This is a genomic window from Paraburkholderia sp. SECH4, from assembly GCF_030511745.1.
In the GTDB taxonomy this organism is placed as follows: domain Bacteria; phylum Pseudomonadota; class Gammaproteobacteria; order Burkholderiales; family Burkholderiaceae; genus Paraburkholderia; species Paraburkholderia madseniana.
The window spans coordinates 22938-38319 of record NZ_JALOCP010000039.1 but is presented as its reverse complement, the minus strand read 5'-3'; the positions used below and the strand labels follow the sequence as shown (position 1 = coordinate 38319).

At 61.9% G+C, this 15382-nt stretch carries 8 protein-coding genes and 1 pseudogene; all 9 read right to left on the bottom strand.

The window, feature by feature from the left end; translation table 11 throughout:
• Positions 1 to 45 precede the first annotated feature (45 nt).
• Complete coding sequence (locus M0D67_RS34365) at positions 46 to 3246, bottom strand: multidrug efflux RND transporter permease subunit (protein WP_266241403.1); 3201 nt, start codon at positions 3244 to 3246, stop codon at positions 46 to 48.
• 13 nt (positions 3247 to 3259) lie between these two features.
• Positions 3260 to 3490 (bottom strand): annotated as a pseudogene (locus tag M0D67_RS34360) (GNAT family N-acetyltransferase); the annotation flags it as partial.
• A 67-nt stretch (positions 3491 to 3557) separates the two neighbouring features.
• Positions 3558 to 4919, bottom strand: coding sequence for a TldD/PmbA family protein (locus tag M0D67_RS34355; protein WP_154564253.1), 1362 nt, complete (start codon positions 4917 to 4919; stop codon positions 3558 to 3560).
• A complete protein-coding gene (locus M0D67_RS34350) occupies positions 4919 to 6355 on the bottom strand; it encodes a TldD/PmbA family protein (RefSeq protein ID WP_266241400.1) in 1437 nt (478 codons plus the stop codon). The genes M0D67_RS34355 and M0D67_RS34350 overlap by 1 nt, the downstream gene beginning before the upstream one ends.
• A complete protein-coding gene (locus tag M0D67_RS34345; protein ID WP_154564257.1) occupies positions 6348 to 8009 on the bottom strand; it encodes an ABC transporter ATP-binding protein in 1662 nt (553 codons plus the stop codon). The genes M0D67_RS34350 and M0D67_RS34345 overlap by 8 nt, the downstream gene beginning before the upstream one ends.
• The gene (locus M0D67_RS34340; RefSeq protein ID WP_171928137.1) at positions 8006 to 9121 is read right to left on the bottom strand and encodes an ABC transporter permease; all 1116 of its coding nucleotides are present in this window, start codon (positions 9119 to 9121) and stop codon (positions 8006 to 8008) included. Before M0D67_RS34340 ends, M0D67_RS34345 begins: the two co-directional genes overlap by 4 nt.
• Positions 9075 to 10127, bottom strand: a complete 1053-nt coding sequence (locus M0D67_RS34335) for a microcin C ABC transporter permease YejB (protein ID WP_097391967.1) — start codon at positions 10125 to 10127, stop codon at positions 9075 to 9077. The genes M0D67_RS34340 and M0D67_RS34335 overlap by 47 nt, the downstream gene beginning before the upstream one ends.
• An 8-nt stretch (positions 10128 to 10135) precedes the next feature.
• Positions 10136 to 12079, bottom strand: a complete 1944-nt coding sequence (locus tag M0D67_RS34330; protein WP_154564261.1) for an extracellular solute-binding protein — start codon at positions 12077 to 12079, stop codon at positions 10136 to 10138.
• A 279-nt stretch (positions 12080 to 12358) separates the two neighbouring features.
• Positions 12359 to 15112: a TonB-dependent siderophore receptor gene (locus M0D67_RS34325; protein ID WP_154564263.1), complete on the bottom strand. Its 2754-nt coding sequence runs from the start codon at positions 15110 to 15112 to the stop codon at positions 12359 to 12361.
• Between the last annotated feature and the right edge of the window lie 270 nt (positions 15113 to 15382).

Genomic DNA, 15382 nt, shown 5'->3' with positions numbered 1-15382 from the left:
ACACTGACGACGGTGGTGCCCACGCGCGGCGTGAGCATCGTAGCCCTATCGGCCGTTCGTCAACTGGCCGCTTTCGCTCGGCTGCCGTCGTGCGCGCCGCTCGTCACGCTTGCGACGCAGTTTCACGAGCCGCCGCCTACTGTACGTTAGCGAGGCGACCGCATGAAACGCGACCGGGGCGAACACGAGGCCAAACAGCGTGGCCGCCAGCACCCCGCCGAACACACCGGTGCCGATCGAGCGACGGCTTTCCGCGCCCGCACCGCTCGACACCACCAGCGGCACGACGCCCAACAGGAATGCTGCCGAAGTCATCACGATCGGCCGGAAGCGCGCGGCGGCCGCTTCGGTCACGGCGCGCGTCAACGGCAGGCCGCGGCGATACAGATCGCGTGCGAACTGCACGATCAGAATCGCGTTCTTCGCCGCGAGGCCGATCACCGTAATCATGCCAACCTTGAAGTACACGTCGTTTGGCATGCCCCGCAGCAGCATCGCAGCGATTGCGCCAATCACGCCGAGCGGCACGACCATCAGCACGGCAAGCGGGATCGCCCAGCTTTCGTACAAGGCAGCGAGCGCCATGAACACGGCCAGCAGCGACAGGCCGATCAGCAACGGCGTGAGCTGTGCCGCCGCGGTTTCTTCACGCGCCGCGTCGACCCAGTCATACGAGACCCCGACCGGCAGCGAAGCAGCGAGCCGCTCCATCTCCGCCATTGCCGCGCCCGAACTGTAGCCGGGCGCAGCGTGGCCGCTCACGTCGAGCGACGGATAGCCGTTATAGCGCGTCAGCATCACCGGACCGATGCTCCAATGACGTGACGCAATCGCGGATAAGGGCACCATGCCGCCGGACGAGTTCGGCACGGCCAGCGCCATCAGATCGTCCTCGGTCATCCGCGTGGCGGCGTCGGCGGAAATCATCACGCGGCGCATCCGGCCACCGGTAGGAAAGTCGTCGATGTAGGTCGAGCCGAAGGTGCTGCCCAGCACATCGGTGATGCGGTCGAACGGCACGCCGAGCGCATACGCTTTCGCACGATCGATGACGAGTTCGACGCGCGGCGCATCCGGCAGATTCTCCGAATGCACGGAAGCCAGCACCGGGCTCGCCTTGGCCTGCGCGAACAGTTGCTCGCGCGCGGCCTTCAGCGCATCCAGCCCGACTCCGCCGCGGTCTTCAAGCCGGAACACGAAGCCGTCCGAATGCCCGAGTCCCGGCACGGAAGGCGGCAAGTGCGCCTCCACATTGCCGTCGAGAATCTTGTCGAACTTCTCGTTGAGCCGCTCGCGCAAGGCCATCGCATCGGTATTGCGCTTGCCCCAGTCTTTCAATTCGACGAAGCCCATCGCCACGTTCTGACCGCTACCGGTAAAACTCCAGCCGATCACACTGGTGACGTGCGCGACGGCGGGTTCGGCGCGCAGGATCGTTTCCATTCGCTGGACCACCGCGAGCGTACGGGCCTGCGTCGCGCCGGCCGGCAATTGCACCATCACCTGCAACTGGCCTTCATCTTCGCTCGGCAAAAAGCCACCGGGCATCTGCCAATAGAGCGCGGCGCACGCGCCGACCAGCACGGCATAGATCGCCAGCATCGGGCCGATACGGCGCAGCGTACGCGCGGTCAGCCCGCGATAGCCGCTCGCGGCCCGATCGAAACCGGTCGTGAAGCGGCTCGCCGCTCGCGCCGCGAAGCCGAGCAGGCCACGGCGGGCATCGCGTTGACTCACCGGGTGCTTGTGCGCTTTCAGCAGATTCGCGCATAGCGCGGGCGTCAACGACAACGCCATAAACGACGACACCAGCATCGACGCAATCATCGACACCGCGAATTGACGGTAAATACCGCCGACACCGCCCGGAAAGAACGCCATCGGCACGAACACGGCGGTCAGCACCGCGGTCACGCCGACGATCGCGCCGCCGATCTGCGTCATCGCCTTACGGGTGGCCTCGCGCGGCGGCAGGCCCTCCTCTTCCATCACGCGATGCACGCTCTCCACCACCACGATCGCATCGTCGACGAGAATCCCGATTGCCAGCACAAGACCGAACATCGTGAACACATTGATCGACAGGCCGCAGGCGTACATCGCGAGAAACGCGCCCATCAGCGTGACCGGAATCACCACCGTCGGCACCAGTGTGTAGCGCAGATCGCGCAGGAACAGCCACATCACGAAGAACACCAGCACCACGGCTTCCGCCAGCGTGACGAGCACCTCGCGAATCGCAATCTTCACGAAATGCGCGTTGTCGAACGGAATTTCGACGGCAACGCCCGGCGGCAAGCCTTTCGATAGTTCGGCAAGCCGCGCGCGGATCGCGTTGGACGTCTCGAGCGCATTGCCGCGCGGCCCGAGTTGAATACCGACGGTCGCCGCAGTCTTGCCGTTCAGGCGGGAGTAGAACGAGTAATTGTCGCGTCCCAGTTCGACCCGCGCGACGTCCCGCAAGCGCACAGCCGAGCCGTCTGGCAGCGCCTTCAGCACGATCTGGCCGAATTCGGCGGGCGAGATCAGTTGTCCCTTCACGCTCACCGAGGCCGTCAATTGCTGCCCCGGAACGAACGGTGCGTCGCCCAGCGTGCCGGCCGTTACCGTGGCGTTCTGCGCAGCGATCGCGGCGTTCACTTCCGCGGCGCCGAGGCCGTACTCGCGCAGCTTCATCGGATCGAGCCAGATGCGCAATGCCTCGTCGGCGTCCCACAACTCTGCCGCGCCCACGCCCGGCGCGCGCTTCAGTTCGCGCAACACGTAACGGCTCAGGTAGTCGCTCAATTGCACGGAATCGCGCGAGCCATCCGTGGATGTCAGCGCGACCAGCATCAGAAACGTATTGGCCGCCTTGAAAACGCTGATGCCCTGCTGCACGACCTGTTGCGGCAAGCGCGGCTCGACCTGCTTGAGACGGTTCTGGATGTCGACCAGCGCAAGGTCCGGATTGGTGCCCGGCGCGAAGGTCGCGTCGATCTCGAGATTGCCGAGGTTGTCGCTGGTCGTTTCGTAGTACAGCATATTGTCGGCGCCGTCGAGACTCTCCTCGATGATGCTGCCGACGTTCGCATCGACCACTTCAGTGGCAGCCCCCGGATAGATGGCGCTGATCACGATGCGCGGCGGCGCAAGACGCGGATACTGCGCTACCGGCAGTTGCGGAATGGCAAGCGCGCCCGCCACGACAATGGCGAGCGCAACAATCCATGCGAAAACCGGGCGGTCGATGAAGAAAAATGGCACGCAAGAAATCCGTTCAGATTGTCTGGAGACGCGGCGCGTCAACGAGGCGGGCCATATGCAGCACGTCGGCCAGTATGCCGTCGCGCAATGCAAAACCGCGCGAGCGGCCTTCTTCGACAAAGCCGAACTTGCGGTACGGCGCGATTGCCGGCCAGTTATCGGCCAGATCGATCAGTTCGGTCATCAGCGCACTACCGATGCCGCGCCGGTGCCATGCGTCGTGTACATCAATGCCGAGCGACGCGCGCAGCGTCAGGCCCTCGGGCAAGCTCTCAGAATTTGATTTTGTTCTTATGTCTTGATTCATAGGCTCATAACGTCAATTCGAATGACCTCGTCAGAATGCCGGGTAATTGCATGCCGCCCGTGGCACGCTCGCCCCATGTCGAGTCGCTCAATAGCAATTCCGCTTGCGCGCCGAGTTGTTCAAGTTCACTACCGAGCACGCGGTACAGGCTATCGTCGAAACGCATGGCTTCGAGCGGCGCGACGATCTGCCCGTTCTCGACCCAGAAGGTTGCAAAGCGCGTCATGCCGGTCAGGCGGCAATTCATCCGGTCCGAGAAATTCACGTACCAGAGATTGCCGATGTAGAGACCGGTATCGAGCTTGCCCAGCACGTCCTCTTCCAGCAGATCGCCCGCTTCCATCGAGAGCGCCGCCGGCGACTCGTTCGCCAGTGCGCCGTTGGGCGTCAACCCGTACTCGCGCGCGCTGCGCGCATTGGTCAGGCGTTCGGCACTGCGGCCGGCCTGAATCAGCGGGACGCTCTCGCGCAAATAGCCGTCGTCGTTGAAGCCGGGTGTAATGCCGAGATTCAGATCTTCGCTGATCGTGACGCGCGGGTCGACTACGATTTCTCCCACATGCAGCTTGTACAACTCACTGCGCGACGTGGCCTGGGCACGTGCGGAGAAACCGCTCCATGCCGCCACGCCAAGCAGTTCCGCGAGCGCTGCGGGCGCGAGATACGAACGATAACGCCCCGGCGCCAAGGTGCGCGGCGTGCGCGCGAGCACCGGGAGACGCGTTGCGGCCTGCTCGACCTTGTGCGCGAAAACTGCGTCGCTCCAGTCGTCGCCCGCGTATGTGGTTTTGATCGCGCGGCCGCTCGGGTCGTATAGCGACCAGCTAAAATTGAAGTTATCGACTTCGTACCAGCCGCGGCTGCCGTTCGTGGACGCAAAGCCGCGCACGATCGTGCCACCCGCGTAAAAGCCCACGAAATCCAGCCCTTGCGCGCATTCGGCAACGGTGCGCAACAAGCTGTCCGGCTCCGGCAGCTTGCCCGAACGTTGCGTGGTGCGCTGCCATTGCGACGTGTCGAACAATAGATGCGGGTCGTCCGCCGCACCGCGCAGGCTTTCACGCAAAGTGGCGAGCGCCGCGCTCACGTCGTCCAGATCCTGTTGCAGATCGCCGCAGACGGTCAGCGTCGAATAAGCCTGGCGCGCGCCGTCGATCAAACGCAAGGTCAGCTTGCCTTGCGACACGCTGCCGATCTGCCGCACCTTGCCCGAGTTGAAGCGGATAAAGTCGGACTGCTCGCCGGCAAAAGAACTCAGCGTGGTTTCCGCGCCTTGCTGCAGGCGTTCGATAGCATCGGCCAGCGACGTGAAATGCTGCTGCCAGTCGATCGAAGGAGCGGTGCGCGAGGAGATGAATTGGCTCATCAAGCGCCTCCGAACACGTCGACGTTGCTAAACACGCAAGCCGGCGAGGCATGGCCGACGCGAATGATCTGTGCCGGTTCACCCTTGCCGCACATGGATGTGCCGTACACCTCGCGCGTATCCGCATTCCCCACCGCGCTCAGGCTGCGCCAGAAATTCGCCGAAATGCCGCGATAATTCGGCTGTTTGACGACCTGGGTGAGCTTGCCGTTTTCGATCAGTTGACCGAACTCGCAACCGAACTGGAATTTGTTGCGATGGTCGTCGATCGACCAGGAGGTGTTGGTGCGCATCAGAATGCCGTGTTCGATGTTGCCGATCATTTGCGCCAGAGAACTCTCGCCGGGCTCGATGTTCAGATTCGCCATCCGGTCGATCGGCGGGCGGTTCCAGTTCGACGCGCGCGAATTCGCCACGCCCGCCATATGCGCGCGTTGCTGCGAAAGCGCGCCGCCGAGCGGACGTTCGAGCACGCCGTCGCGGATCAGATATTGCTTTTTCGCTTCAGTGCCGTCGTCGTCGAATGCGTACGCGGCGGCTTCCTCGTGCAGTTCCGGGTCGAAGGTCACGTTCAGCAGTTCCGAACCGTAGCGATACGAGCCGAACATTTCTTGCTTGACGAAGCTCCAGCCGGCAAAGTTGCGCTCGTCGCCGAGAATGCGATCGAGTTCGAGCGGATGGCCGATCGATTCGTGAATCTGCAGCATCATCTGATCGGGCATCAGCAGCAAATCGCGCTTGCCTGACGGGCAATTCGGCGCGGCCAGCAATTGCAGCGCTTCATTGGCGACACGCGCACCCGAGCCGTCGAAGCCGAAGCGCGCCAGCACTTCCATGCCGCCCTGCCCCAGGGTGCCGTAGTTGCCGCCGAGGGTACGCATCTGCGTATCGCCGTCCGCGTGGGCGGCCACGCTCAATTGCGGCATCACAAACTGGAACTGCTGATCGATGCGCACGCCGTCGCTGGTGATATAGAGCTGATCGGTATGCGTGATTTGTACGGCCGCGACGCGTTCGACAATACGGGCATCGAGATTTGCGCCCGCGCACTCCACGCTCAGACGGTCCAACCATTCGGCGCGACTCGGCAACGCAAGCTGCGCGTTCGGCGACACATAGTGGCCGCTCACGGCAGGACGCACCACCTCGCGATGATCGATCAACGACAAGGCCGCACTCGCTTCAGCACGGGCCGTGGCGAGATCCAGCGCTTCCTGCAAGCCGGCGGCACTCAGATTCGCGGTGGCCGCATAGCCTGCGCCCGCGCCCACCCATGCGATCAGCATCGCGCCGCGATCGCGCACCGTGCGCATGGGTTGCGCGATGTCGTTGCGGATCTCGTGATCGTCGATCTGTTCATCGACAATGCGCAGCGACCAGAACGCCGCGCGGCTCGTAAGCGACCCGGCGGCTTGCGCCCAACGTTCGTCAATCATTAACGGTTCCCGTAGGAGTCTTTGCCGCACCCGCCGGCGACACGATCAGCGACGACGCGAGCAGCGACTGGGTATAAGGATGCGACGGCGCGTGCAACACATCGAGTGTGTCGCCGGCTTCGACGATGCGTCCTGACTTCATCACGATCACGCGATGCGCCATGGCTCGCATCACCGCCAGATCGTGCGTAATGAACAAATAGCTTAGCTTGTACTTTTTCTGCAGATTTGTCAGCAGATTCAGCACCTGTTTCTGGATGGATACATCGAGCGCACTGGTCGGTTCATCGAGCACCAGCAATTCAGGCTCGACCGCGAGCGCACGCGCAATCGCTATACGCTGGCGCTGGCCGCCGGAAAACTCGTGCGGATAGCGCAACATGGCGTCCGCGGGCATGCCCACTTCTTCAAGCAGGCTACCCACACGCGTGCGCCGCGCCTTTGCGCCCATGTCGGGCTGATGCATGGTCAGGCCTTCGCCGATGATCTGCTCCACCGTCATTCGTGGCGACAACGAGCCGAACGGATCCTGAAACACGACTTGCATGCGCGAATACAACGCCCGGCGGGAACGCGCGGTTTTCAGCGTGGCAAGCGGCAAACCGTCGATATGAATATGGCCGGCGGCCGGTTGCTGCAGGCCGAGCACGGTCGCCGCCAGCGTCGATTTGCCCGACCCCGATTCGCCGACGATGCCGAGCGTTTCGCCGCGCCGCACGCTCAGGTCGACGTCGTGCACTGCGCGGAACGTGGAGCGCCCGAACATGGAGCGCCAGCCCTTCGCAGAGGTGCTGTAGTCGACGGCGAGCCCTTGCACTTCGAGCAAACGCCGCGCATCCGGCTCAACGGGCTCCACCGCGCGTTGCGGCTCGCTGTCCAACAGGCGCTTCGTGTAGGGATGCTGTGGGTTGGAGAACAGCGCTTCAGTCGTATTGGTTTCGACTAGCACGCCCTTTTCCATCACCGCGACGCGCTGCGCGAAACGCTTCACCAGATTCAGGTCATGCGTGATCAACAGCACGGCCATGCCACGCTCGGCCGCTTCCTGCTCCTGCAACGCGATCAACAGATCGACGATCTGCTGACGCACGGTGACGTCGAGCGCGGTGGTCGGTTCGTCGGCAAGCAGCAGACGTGGCCGGCACGCCAGCGCCATGGCGATCATCGCGCGCTGCCGCTGGCCGCCGGACAGTTGATGCGGAAAACTGTCGATGCGCCGCTCCGGCTCGGGAATGCCGGTGCGCCTAAGCAACTCGATGCCGCGCTGGCGCGCTGCATTTGGCCGCAAACCCTCATGCAGGCGCAAACTTTCAGCGATCTGCTTGCCGATCGTGAAGAGTGGATTGAGCGCCGTCATCGGTTCCTGAAACACCATCGCCACGTCGGCGCCGCGCAGACCACGCATCTGCTGCTCGGTTTTCTGCAGCAGATCCTCACCGTCGAGGAGCATGCGGCCGCTCAGATCAGCATGCTCGACGAGACGCAGAATCGACAGTGCGGTGACGCTCTTGCCGGAGCCCGATTCGCCGACCAGGGCGACGCGCTCACCGCGCGCGATCGAGAGGCTGAGTTCATGCACCGCGATCTTGTCGCCGAAACGAACGGAGAAGCGATCGATTTCCAGCAACGGCCGGTTTGATTGGGCTTCGCTCATCGCGGACCTCCACCGAAGGCCGAACCGCGTTTGCGCGTATCGAGCGCATTGCGCAGCGCGTCGCCCATGAAGGTCAACAGCAGCAGCGTAATCACCAGGGCAGCGAAAGCCGAAATCGAAATCCACCAGGCGTCGAGATTATTCTTGCCTTCCTGAAGCAGTTCGCCGAGGCTCGGCGTGGGCGGTGGCACGCCCAGCCCCAGGAAGTCGAGACTGGTCAGCGACAGAATCGCCGCGCTCATGCGAAACGGCAGAAACGTGATCACGGGGGTCAAGCTATTCGGCAGCACATGGCGCCACATGATCTGCCAGTTCGAGAGGCCCATGGTGCGTGCCGCCCTCACGTAGTCCAGCGAGCGGTTACGCAGAAACTCGGCGCGCACATAGTCGGAGAGCACGAGCCAGCCGAACATCGAGAGAAGAATAAAGAGCAGCCATAGCGTGGGCTCGAAGATCGACGCGAAGATGATCAGCAGGTACAGGTCAGGCATCGAGCTCCATATCTCGATCAGACGCTGGCCGATCAGATCGGTGCGGCCGCCGTAGAAGCCCTGCACCGCGCCGGTCAATACGCCGATCAGAACGCCGGATACCGTGAGCGCGAGCGCCATCAGCACCGAGAGCCGGAAACCATACAGCAGCCGTGCAAGCACGTCGCGTCCGTACTGATCCGTGCCGAGCCAGTTGCTTCGGGTGGGCGGCGCCGGGTATGGATGGGCGGCGAAGTAGTCGATCGTGTCGTAATGGAAATGATTCGGCGGATAGATCGCGAAGTTGCCACTCGATTCGAGCCGCGAACGGATATACGGATCGAGGTAATTCGCGCGCGCCGGAAAATCGCCGCCGAAAATCTTCTCCGAATAGTCTTTGGCGATAGGAAAGTAGTAGTGCCCGTCATAGCGGACGATCAACGGACGATCGTTGGACAGCACCTCGCCGAACAGGCTGATGACGAACAGCGACACGAAGATCACGAGGCTCCAGTAACCGAGCCTCTGCCGCTTGAAACGCAGCCATGTGCGCCGCCAGGGCGACGGCGACGCCACGTGCGCCGCGCCGGACTGATCAGCGGTCCAGGCGGTTGAATTGGATGCGGGGGTCGACGAGGACATAGCAGACGTCAGCAATGAGTTTGGTTACGAGGGCGATCAGCGTGAACAGAAACAGCGAGCCGAGCACGACCGGATAGTCACGGCGAATCACCGAGTCATACGAAAGTTGGCCCATGCCGTCGAGCGAGAACAGGGTTTCGATCAACAGATTGCCGTTCAGGAAGGCGCCGACGAAAGCCGCCGGCAATCCGGTCAGCAACGGAATCGCGGCATTGCGCAGCACGTGTTTCCACAGCACGTCGCGCTCCGGTGCCCCTTTGGCGCGTGCAGTCAATACGTATTGACGTCCTATCTCCTCGAGGAAGGTATTCTTGGTCAGGATCGTGACGATCGCGAAGTTGCCCACCACCGAAGCGGTGACCGGCAACACGATGTGCCACAAATAATCGAGTAGCTTGCCGAACGCACTGAGGTCGTTGAAGTTATCCGAGGTCAGGCCGCGCATCGGAAACACCTGCCAGAAGGTGCCGCCGCCGAACAGCATCAGCAACAGCACGCCCAGCACGAAACCGGGAATCGCATAGCCGGCGAGTACCAGCACGCTGGTCACGGTATCGAAGCGCGAGCCGTTGCGCACCGCTTTCGCAATGCCCAACGGCACCGATATCAGATAGGTGAGCATCACCGTCCATAAGCCGAGCGTGATCGACACCGGCAGCTTCGATTTGATGACCTCCCACACGCTGTCATGCTGATAGTAGGATTGGCCGAGATCGAAGGTCGCATAGCGCTTGAGCATCAGGACATAGCGCTCGAGCGGTGGCTTATCGAAGCCGAATTGCTTCTTGATCTGTTCGAGTTGCTGCGGATCGACACCCTGGCTGCCGTGATAGCCGCCGCCACCCGACCCCGCCTCTCCGCCACGGCCAGCGCCGTGGCGGAGTTGCGTCATCACCTGTTCGACCGGCCCACCCGGCACGAACTGCGTGACGACAAAGGTCAGCGTGACCACGCCGAGCAGCGTCGGCACCATCAACAGCAATCGTCTGAGAATATAGGCGAGCATGGTGTTCCTCAATGGGCCGTTGCCGTGGCTGAACTCGCGGATTGCGCGGCCTGGAGTTTCTGTGTCGCTTGTGCGCCCGGCGCTTTTACGTACCAGTAGTCGATGACCCAGTCTTCGTACTGGTAGGAATTCGGCACGGTCTTCGGAAAGCCGAGGGTGGTCTTGTAGCCGATGCGCGCGCCCGGAGCGTAGTACTCCGGAACCAGGTAAAACGAATAGATCAATACGCGATCCAGCGCACGGGTCGCGGCTTCCAGATCGTCGAGATTGGTGGCGGTGAGCGCGGAGTGAATCAACGAATCGACCGCCTTCGAACGGATGCCGGGATAGTTCTCGGAGCCGACTTCGGATGCCGCCGCACTGCCGAAGCGGCGCGTCAGTTCGGCGCCCGGAATCGTGACCGGCGGATAGATGAAGGTGGTCATGTCGTACTCGAAATTATCCAGACGCTTCTGGTACAACGCGCTGTCGATTTCGCGCATATGGGCTTGAATGCCGAGCATGCCGAGCGCCTGCATATACGGCAGGATCAGACGATCCATGCCGGGCTGGTCGTCCATGATCTCGATTGTCATCGGCGTACCTTTGGCATCGCGCAGTGCACCGTCGCGATAGTGCCAGCCAGCTTGTGCGAGCAGATCGCGCGCGACGCGCAAATTACCGCGCAGGGAATTCGGTGGAATCGTGTCGGGTTGTTTGAGCATGGGACCGAACACTTCTGGCGGCACGCTGCCACGCAGCGGTTCGAGCAGCGCCAGTTCCTTCTCACCCGGCATACCGGTTGCGCCGAACGGACTTGCCTCGAAGTAGCTACTGGTGCGCCGGTATTGACCATAGAACATCATCCGGTTCATCCAGTCGTAGTCGAATGCCAGCGTCAGGGCATGGCGCACGCGGGGGTCCTGGAACATCGGCTTGCGTATATTCATCAGCATGCCCTGCATCTGCGCGGGACCGTCGGCGAATTCGCCTTTCTTCAGCAGTCCGTTGTCGAAGTTCTTGCCGACATATTTGCGCGCCCACTGCGTCGCGCTGTATTCGACGACAACGTCCGCATCGCCCGCCTTGAAGGCTTCGAGTTGCGTGTAGTGGTCGCGGTACAGGTTGAACGTGATGCGCTCGAAACGGAACATGCCGCGTCGCGACGGCAGATTCGCGGCCCAGTAGTCAAGGTTGCGGCGATACGTGATCTGCTTGTCGTTTTTGCGTCCCTCGATCAGATAGGCACCGCTGCTGATCGGTGGCATGGAAGAGATCTGGTCGAATGGCAGACGCTTGCCGTTGGGCTGCACGCCCCACTTCGGAGAAAAGATCGGCAGGTCGCCGGCAATCAGCGGCGCATCGCGTTCGGCATGCTTGAAATCGAAACGGATCGTGCCCCTGTCGATCACCGTCGCGCTTTTGATGATCGAGAACTGCGCGTTGAAAAGCGGCGACGCCTGCGGACTTGTCAGCGTGTCGTATGAATATTTGACGTCCGCAGCGGTGATCGGGTCGCCGTTCGAAAAGCGTGCGGCAGGATTGATATGGAACGTCGCTGACGTCAGATCCGGCGCCACCTCTACGTCGTTCGCGATTAACGGATATTCGGAGGCCAGCTCGTCCCAGCTACGCTGCATCAGCGTGTCGAACATCAGGTTGAGGATGTCGGGCGCGGGCGCGCCACGCACCAGAAACGGGTTCAGCGAATCGTAGGTCTGCAGTTCGTTATAGTTTTCGAAGCTGAGCGAGCCCGTGGCCGGCGCGTCGGGATTCGCGTAGTCGAAGTGGCTGAAATCAGCCGGGTATTTAGGCTCGTCGTATTGCGCGATCGAAGGCTTCGCCTGCACCGAAGCCGCATTCAAACTCAGGCACAAGCTCAGCGCGGTAAGCCATGCGGCGCCGGCCGTCAGCGCCGGCTGGCGCGAAACCGACCACACGGTGCGTGGCAGGCGAAACTTCACAAGTCTCATCTTCGGAATGCGTCAGAACGCGCCGGCCTCAAGCCGCGCGCGGTAAGTCGAATCGGCGCGGGCGGCGGCTTGACGCCGCCGCCTGCGTAGTTTTTCCCGCTAGCGCTGCGCTGCGGCTTACTGGTCGTCGTCGTTCGCCGTGATCCTAAACGAGCATTGAGCACGGGGAACTCCAATGTACATCTCTAACAAAATTGAGCCGCTCCGGCACCGATGACCGGACGCCGGAGCAGCCGACCGACTAGACAGACTGCGGGTGAATCGCAAACATCAAAGGCTTCAGAAGCGGTACGTTGCACCGACCTGGAAGAAGCGGCCGATGTTGGTATAAAGCGACTGGTCGTAGCCCGTGATATCCGGGGTGGCCTGCCACTCGACGTCGAACGGCGGCTTGCGATCGAAGATGTTGTTAATGCCGCCGTAGATCGTCCAGTTCTTGAAGCCGCGATACGTGGCCACCAGGTTGAACTGGCTGTACGACGCCACCGACAGCGTGCCGCCGTCGCCGAATTCCGCCGCTACCGCGTTGGTGTACGGGCCCGTGTATTGCCAGGTCAGCGTCGTGGTCAGCTTGCGGTAATCCCAGCTCAGGCTCGTGTTGCCCTTCCAGCGCGGGTTACTGGCACCGAACGGTTGCAGCAGCGCGAGGTTGTTGCCGGCGAAGTCCTGTGTCGGCGCGCCCGGGGTGTTCAGCTTGAAGTGCCACACGTAGACCCAATCGCCTGCCAGCGTGAACGTGCCGTACTTCGTACCGACCGACTTGCGGAAGTTCATGTCGAAGCCGTCGGTGTCGAGCGAACCGAGGTTGATGAACTGTTCCTTGATGTAGGCCACGGTACCGTCCGGATTGCGGATCACGGTCGACGGGTTGTTCGCATCGATCACCGCGTTCGGATCGTTCGTGCCGATCACGCCATCGATGTGAATCTTGTAGAACGCCGCACCAATATCCGTCGACGAATCCGGCGAGAGCTGGAAGCCGATGTTGTAGTTCTTCGTATGCTCAGGCTGCAGCGCCGGATTGCCGTTGACCTGTTCCGTCGTGAAGTGCTTGGTCGGCACGCCGCTCGGGTCGTTCGGGTCGACCAGGTTCTGGTGGGCCAGATACGTTGCCTGCGAGTTCTCGACCAGCGTCGGCGCACGGAAGCCGCGGCTATACGATGCGTAAGTCGTGAGAGACTGCACCGGCTGGAAGCGCAATGCGAAGCTCGGCGAGAACGCACCACCGAAGTCGCTGTAGTGGTCGTAACGGCCCGCCTGCGTGAACGTCAGGTTCCGGATGATCGGAATATCGACCTGATAGTAGACGGCGGCCACGTTGCGTTCGCCGTCGACCGTCTGCACGTTGGCCGGAGCGGTAATCCCAAGCGCGCTATCAGTGCGCGAGTTGATCAGGTTGCTTTCGTGACGGAATTCCGTACCGAAACCAACACCGACCGGGCCGCCCGGCAGATTGAACAGGTTGCCCGTCGAGGTCTTCGCCGTCACGCTATCGAGCTTGGAGATCGCCTGCTCGTAGTCGTTCTGGAACACACCGTTCAAGCCGTTCGGCGTGGACGACGGGTTCGAGAAGTTGAACACGCCGTTCTGCAGAATGTTCTCGACACCTGCAACATTCAGCGCGTTGCGGTAGGTCGTGTCGACCGTGCTCTGCGAATGGCCGTAATCCGCGGACCAATCCCAGTCGCCGAACTTGGCGGTGGTGAACGAGCCCTTCACACCGGTCATCGCGCGCCAGAAGGTCGACACCGTATCGGCCGAAACCGTGTTCGGGAAGGTGTAGTTGATCTGCGCCGGTGCGCCGAACGGGTTGTACGGGTTGGTTGCCGAGACGGTGCGGTTCAGTGGCAATGCCGAGCCGGTGGCGGGATTGAATGCGTTGGTCTGACTGCTCAACACAGCCGGACCTTCGTTCTGCACCGTTTCGTTGCGGCTCACCCACAAGTCGCCATAGGCCTGGATGTCGTCGTTGATCTTGAACGTGCCGCGCACTTTCGCGTTCAGGCGCGTCGTCGACGGGACCAGCGAGGTCTGGCTGGCTGGATTCGACTTACACTCCGCGCCGCCGTCCGCCGACACGCTGCCCGGAGGGCATGGGCTGAGTGCCGTCTTGGTGCCGTCCGGCGCGGTCCAGTACGATTGCTGATTCGGGCCGAGCGGGCCGGCGAGGCCGCCAGGGAACTGACTGAAGTCCTGATTCGCCGTCATGGAGCGATCGGCGAGCGAGGAGCCGCTATCGCGGTAGTAGCTCGCTGCAGCGGTCACGTTGAAGCGATCGCCATTCAGATCGCCGATACCGCCGAGCACGCCGAAGTTGCCCTGCGCGTCGCCCGGATGCTGCGCCTTGCCGAGCTGGCCATCGATCTGCAAGCCCTGGAAGTCCTTCTTCGTGATGATGTTGACAACGCCTGCAATGGCATCCGAACCATACACCGAGACCGCACCGGTCTTCACGATGTCGATGTGGTCGATCATGTTGAGCGGGATCGAATTCACGTCGAAGAACGTGTCGGTGAAGTTCACCGCCTTGCCGTAATTCGCCACCCGTTGCCCGTCCACCAGCACTAGCGTGTACTTCTCGCTCAGACCGCGCAATGCAATGCCACCCCCGCCTTGCGCGGAGCTGTTCATGTTCGTTTGGCCCCAGCTGCTCCCTGAGTTCACGGACGTGCCGCGCAGGAAGTCGGCCACGGTCGTATAGCCGCTTTGCTCGATTTCCTTTGGCGTGATGGTCTGGACTTCCGTGTTGCCGACCTTGTCCGACGTGCGGATCAGCGAGCCGGTCACTTCAAATTTCTTAAGTTGCTGAACCCCTTTGCCCGCAGGCGTCGCGGTGTTGCTATCCGCGGACGGTGTTGCGGCAGTGCCCGATGCCGGAGCCGCAGCCGGCGTGCTTTCCGTAGTCGTCGCGCCTGCCTCGGTTCCTGCCGTGGCCGGCTGGCTTTGTGCAAACGCCGGTACGGCGATTGCGGCCAACGCCAGTTCAGCCCAGATTATTCTTTTGATGGCCAGCGCCAATGCCCTTTGTTTCATTTTTCCCCTTCTCGCTCGTCAATTAAGGCCACTGCTGTGTGTGTGAAGAGAGGTCTTGTGAACCTCCCCACTCGATATACGGCGATCTTGCGCCGCGCTCCGTTAAAGCTGACCCGTCCTCCCATTGCCCTGCAAACCGGTCAACAGCGCACCAGTTTGCAAATACAGACAGGAAGACGGGACACTTCAGATACTTCAATATCGGACTACTTATTTATTACAAACGAAATGCGCAGCGCTTTCTAATTGTTTTCACTTCTACTACCTCGG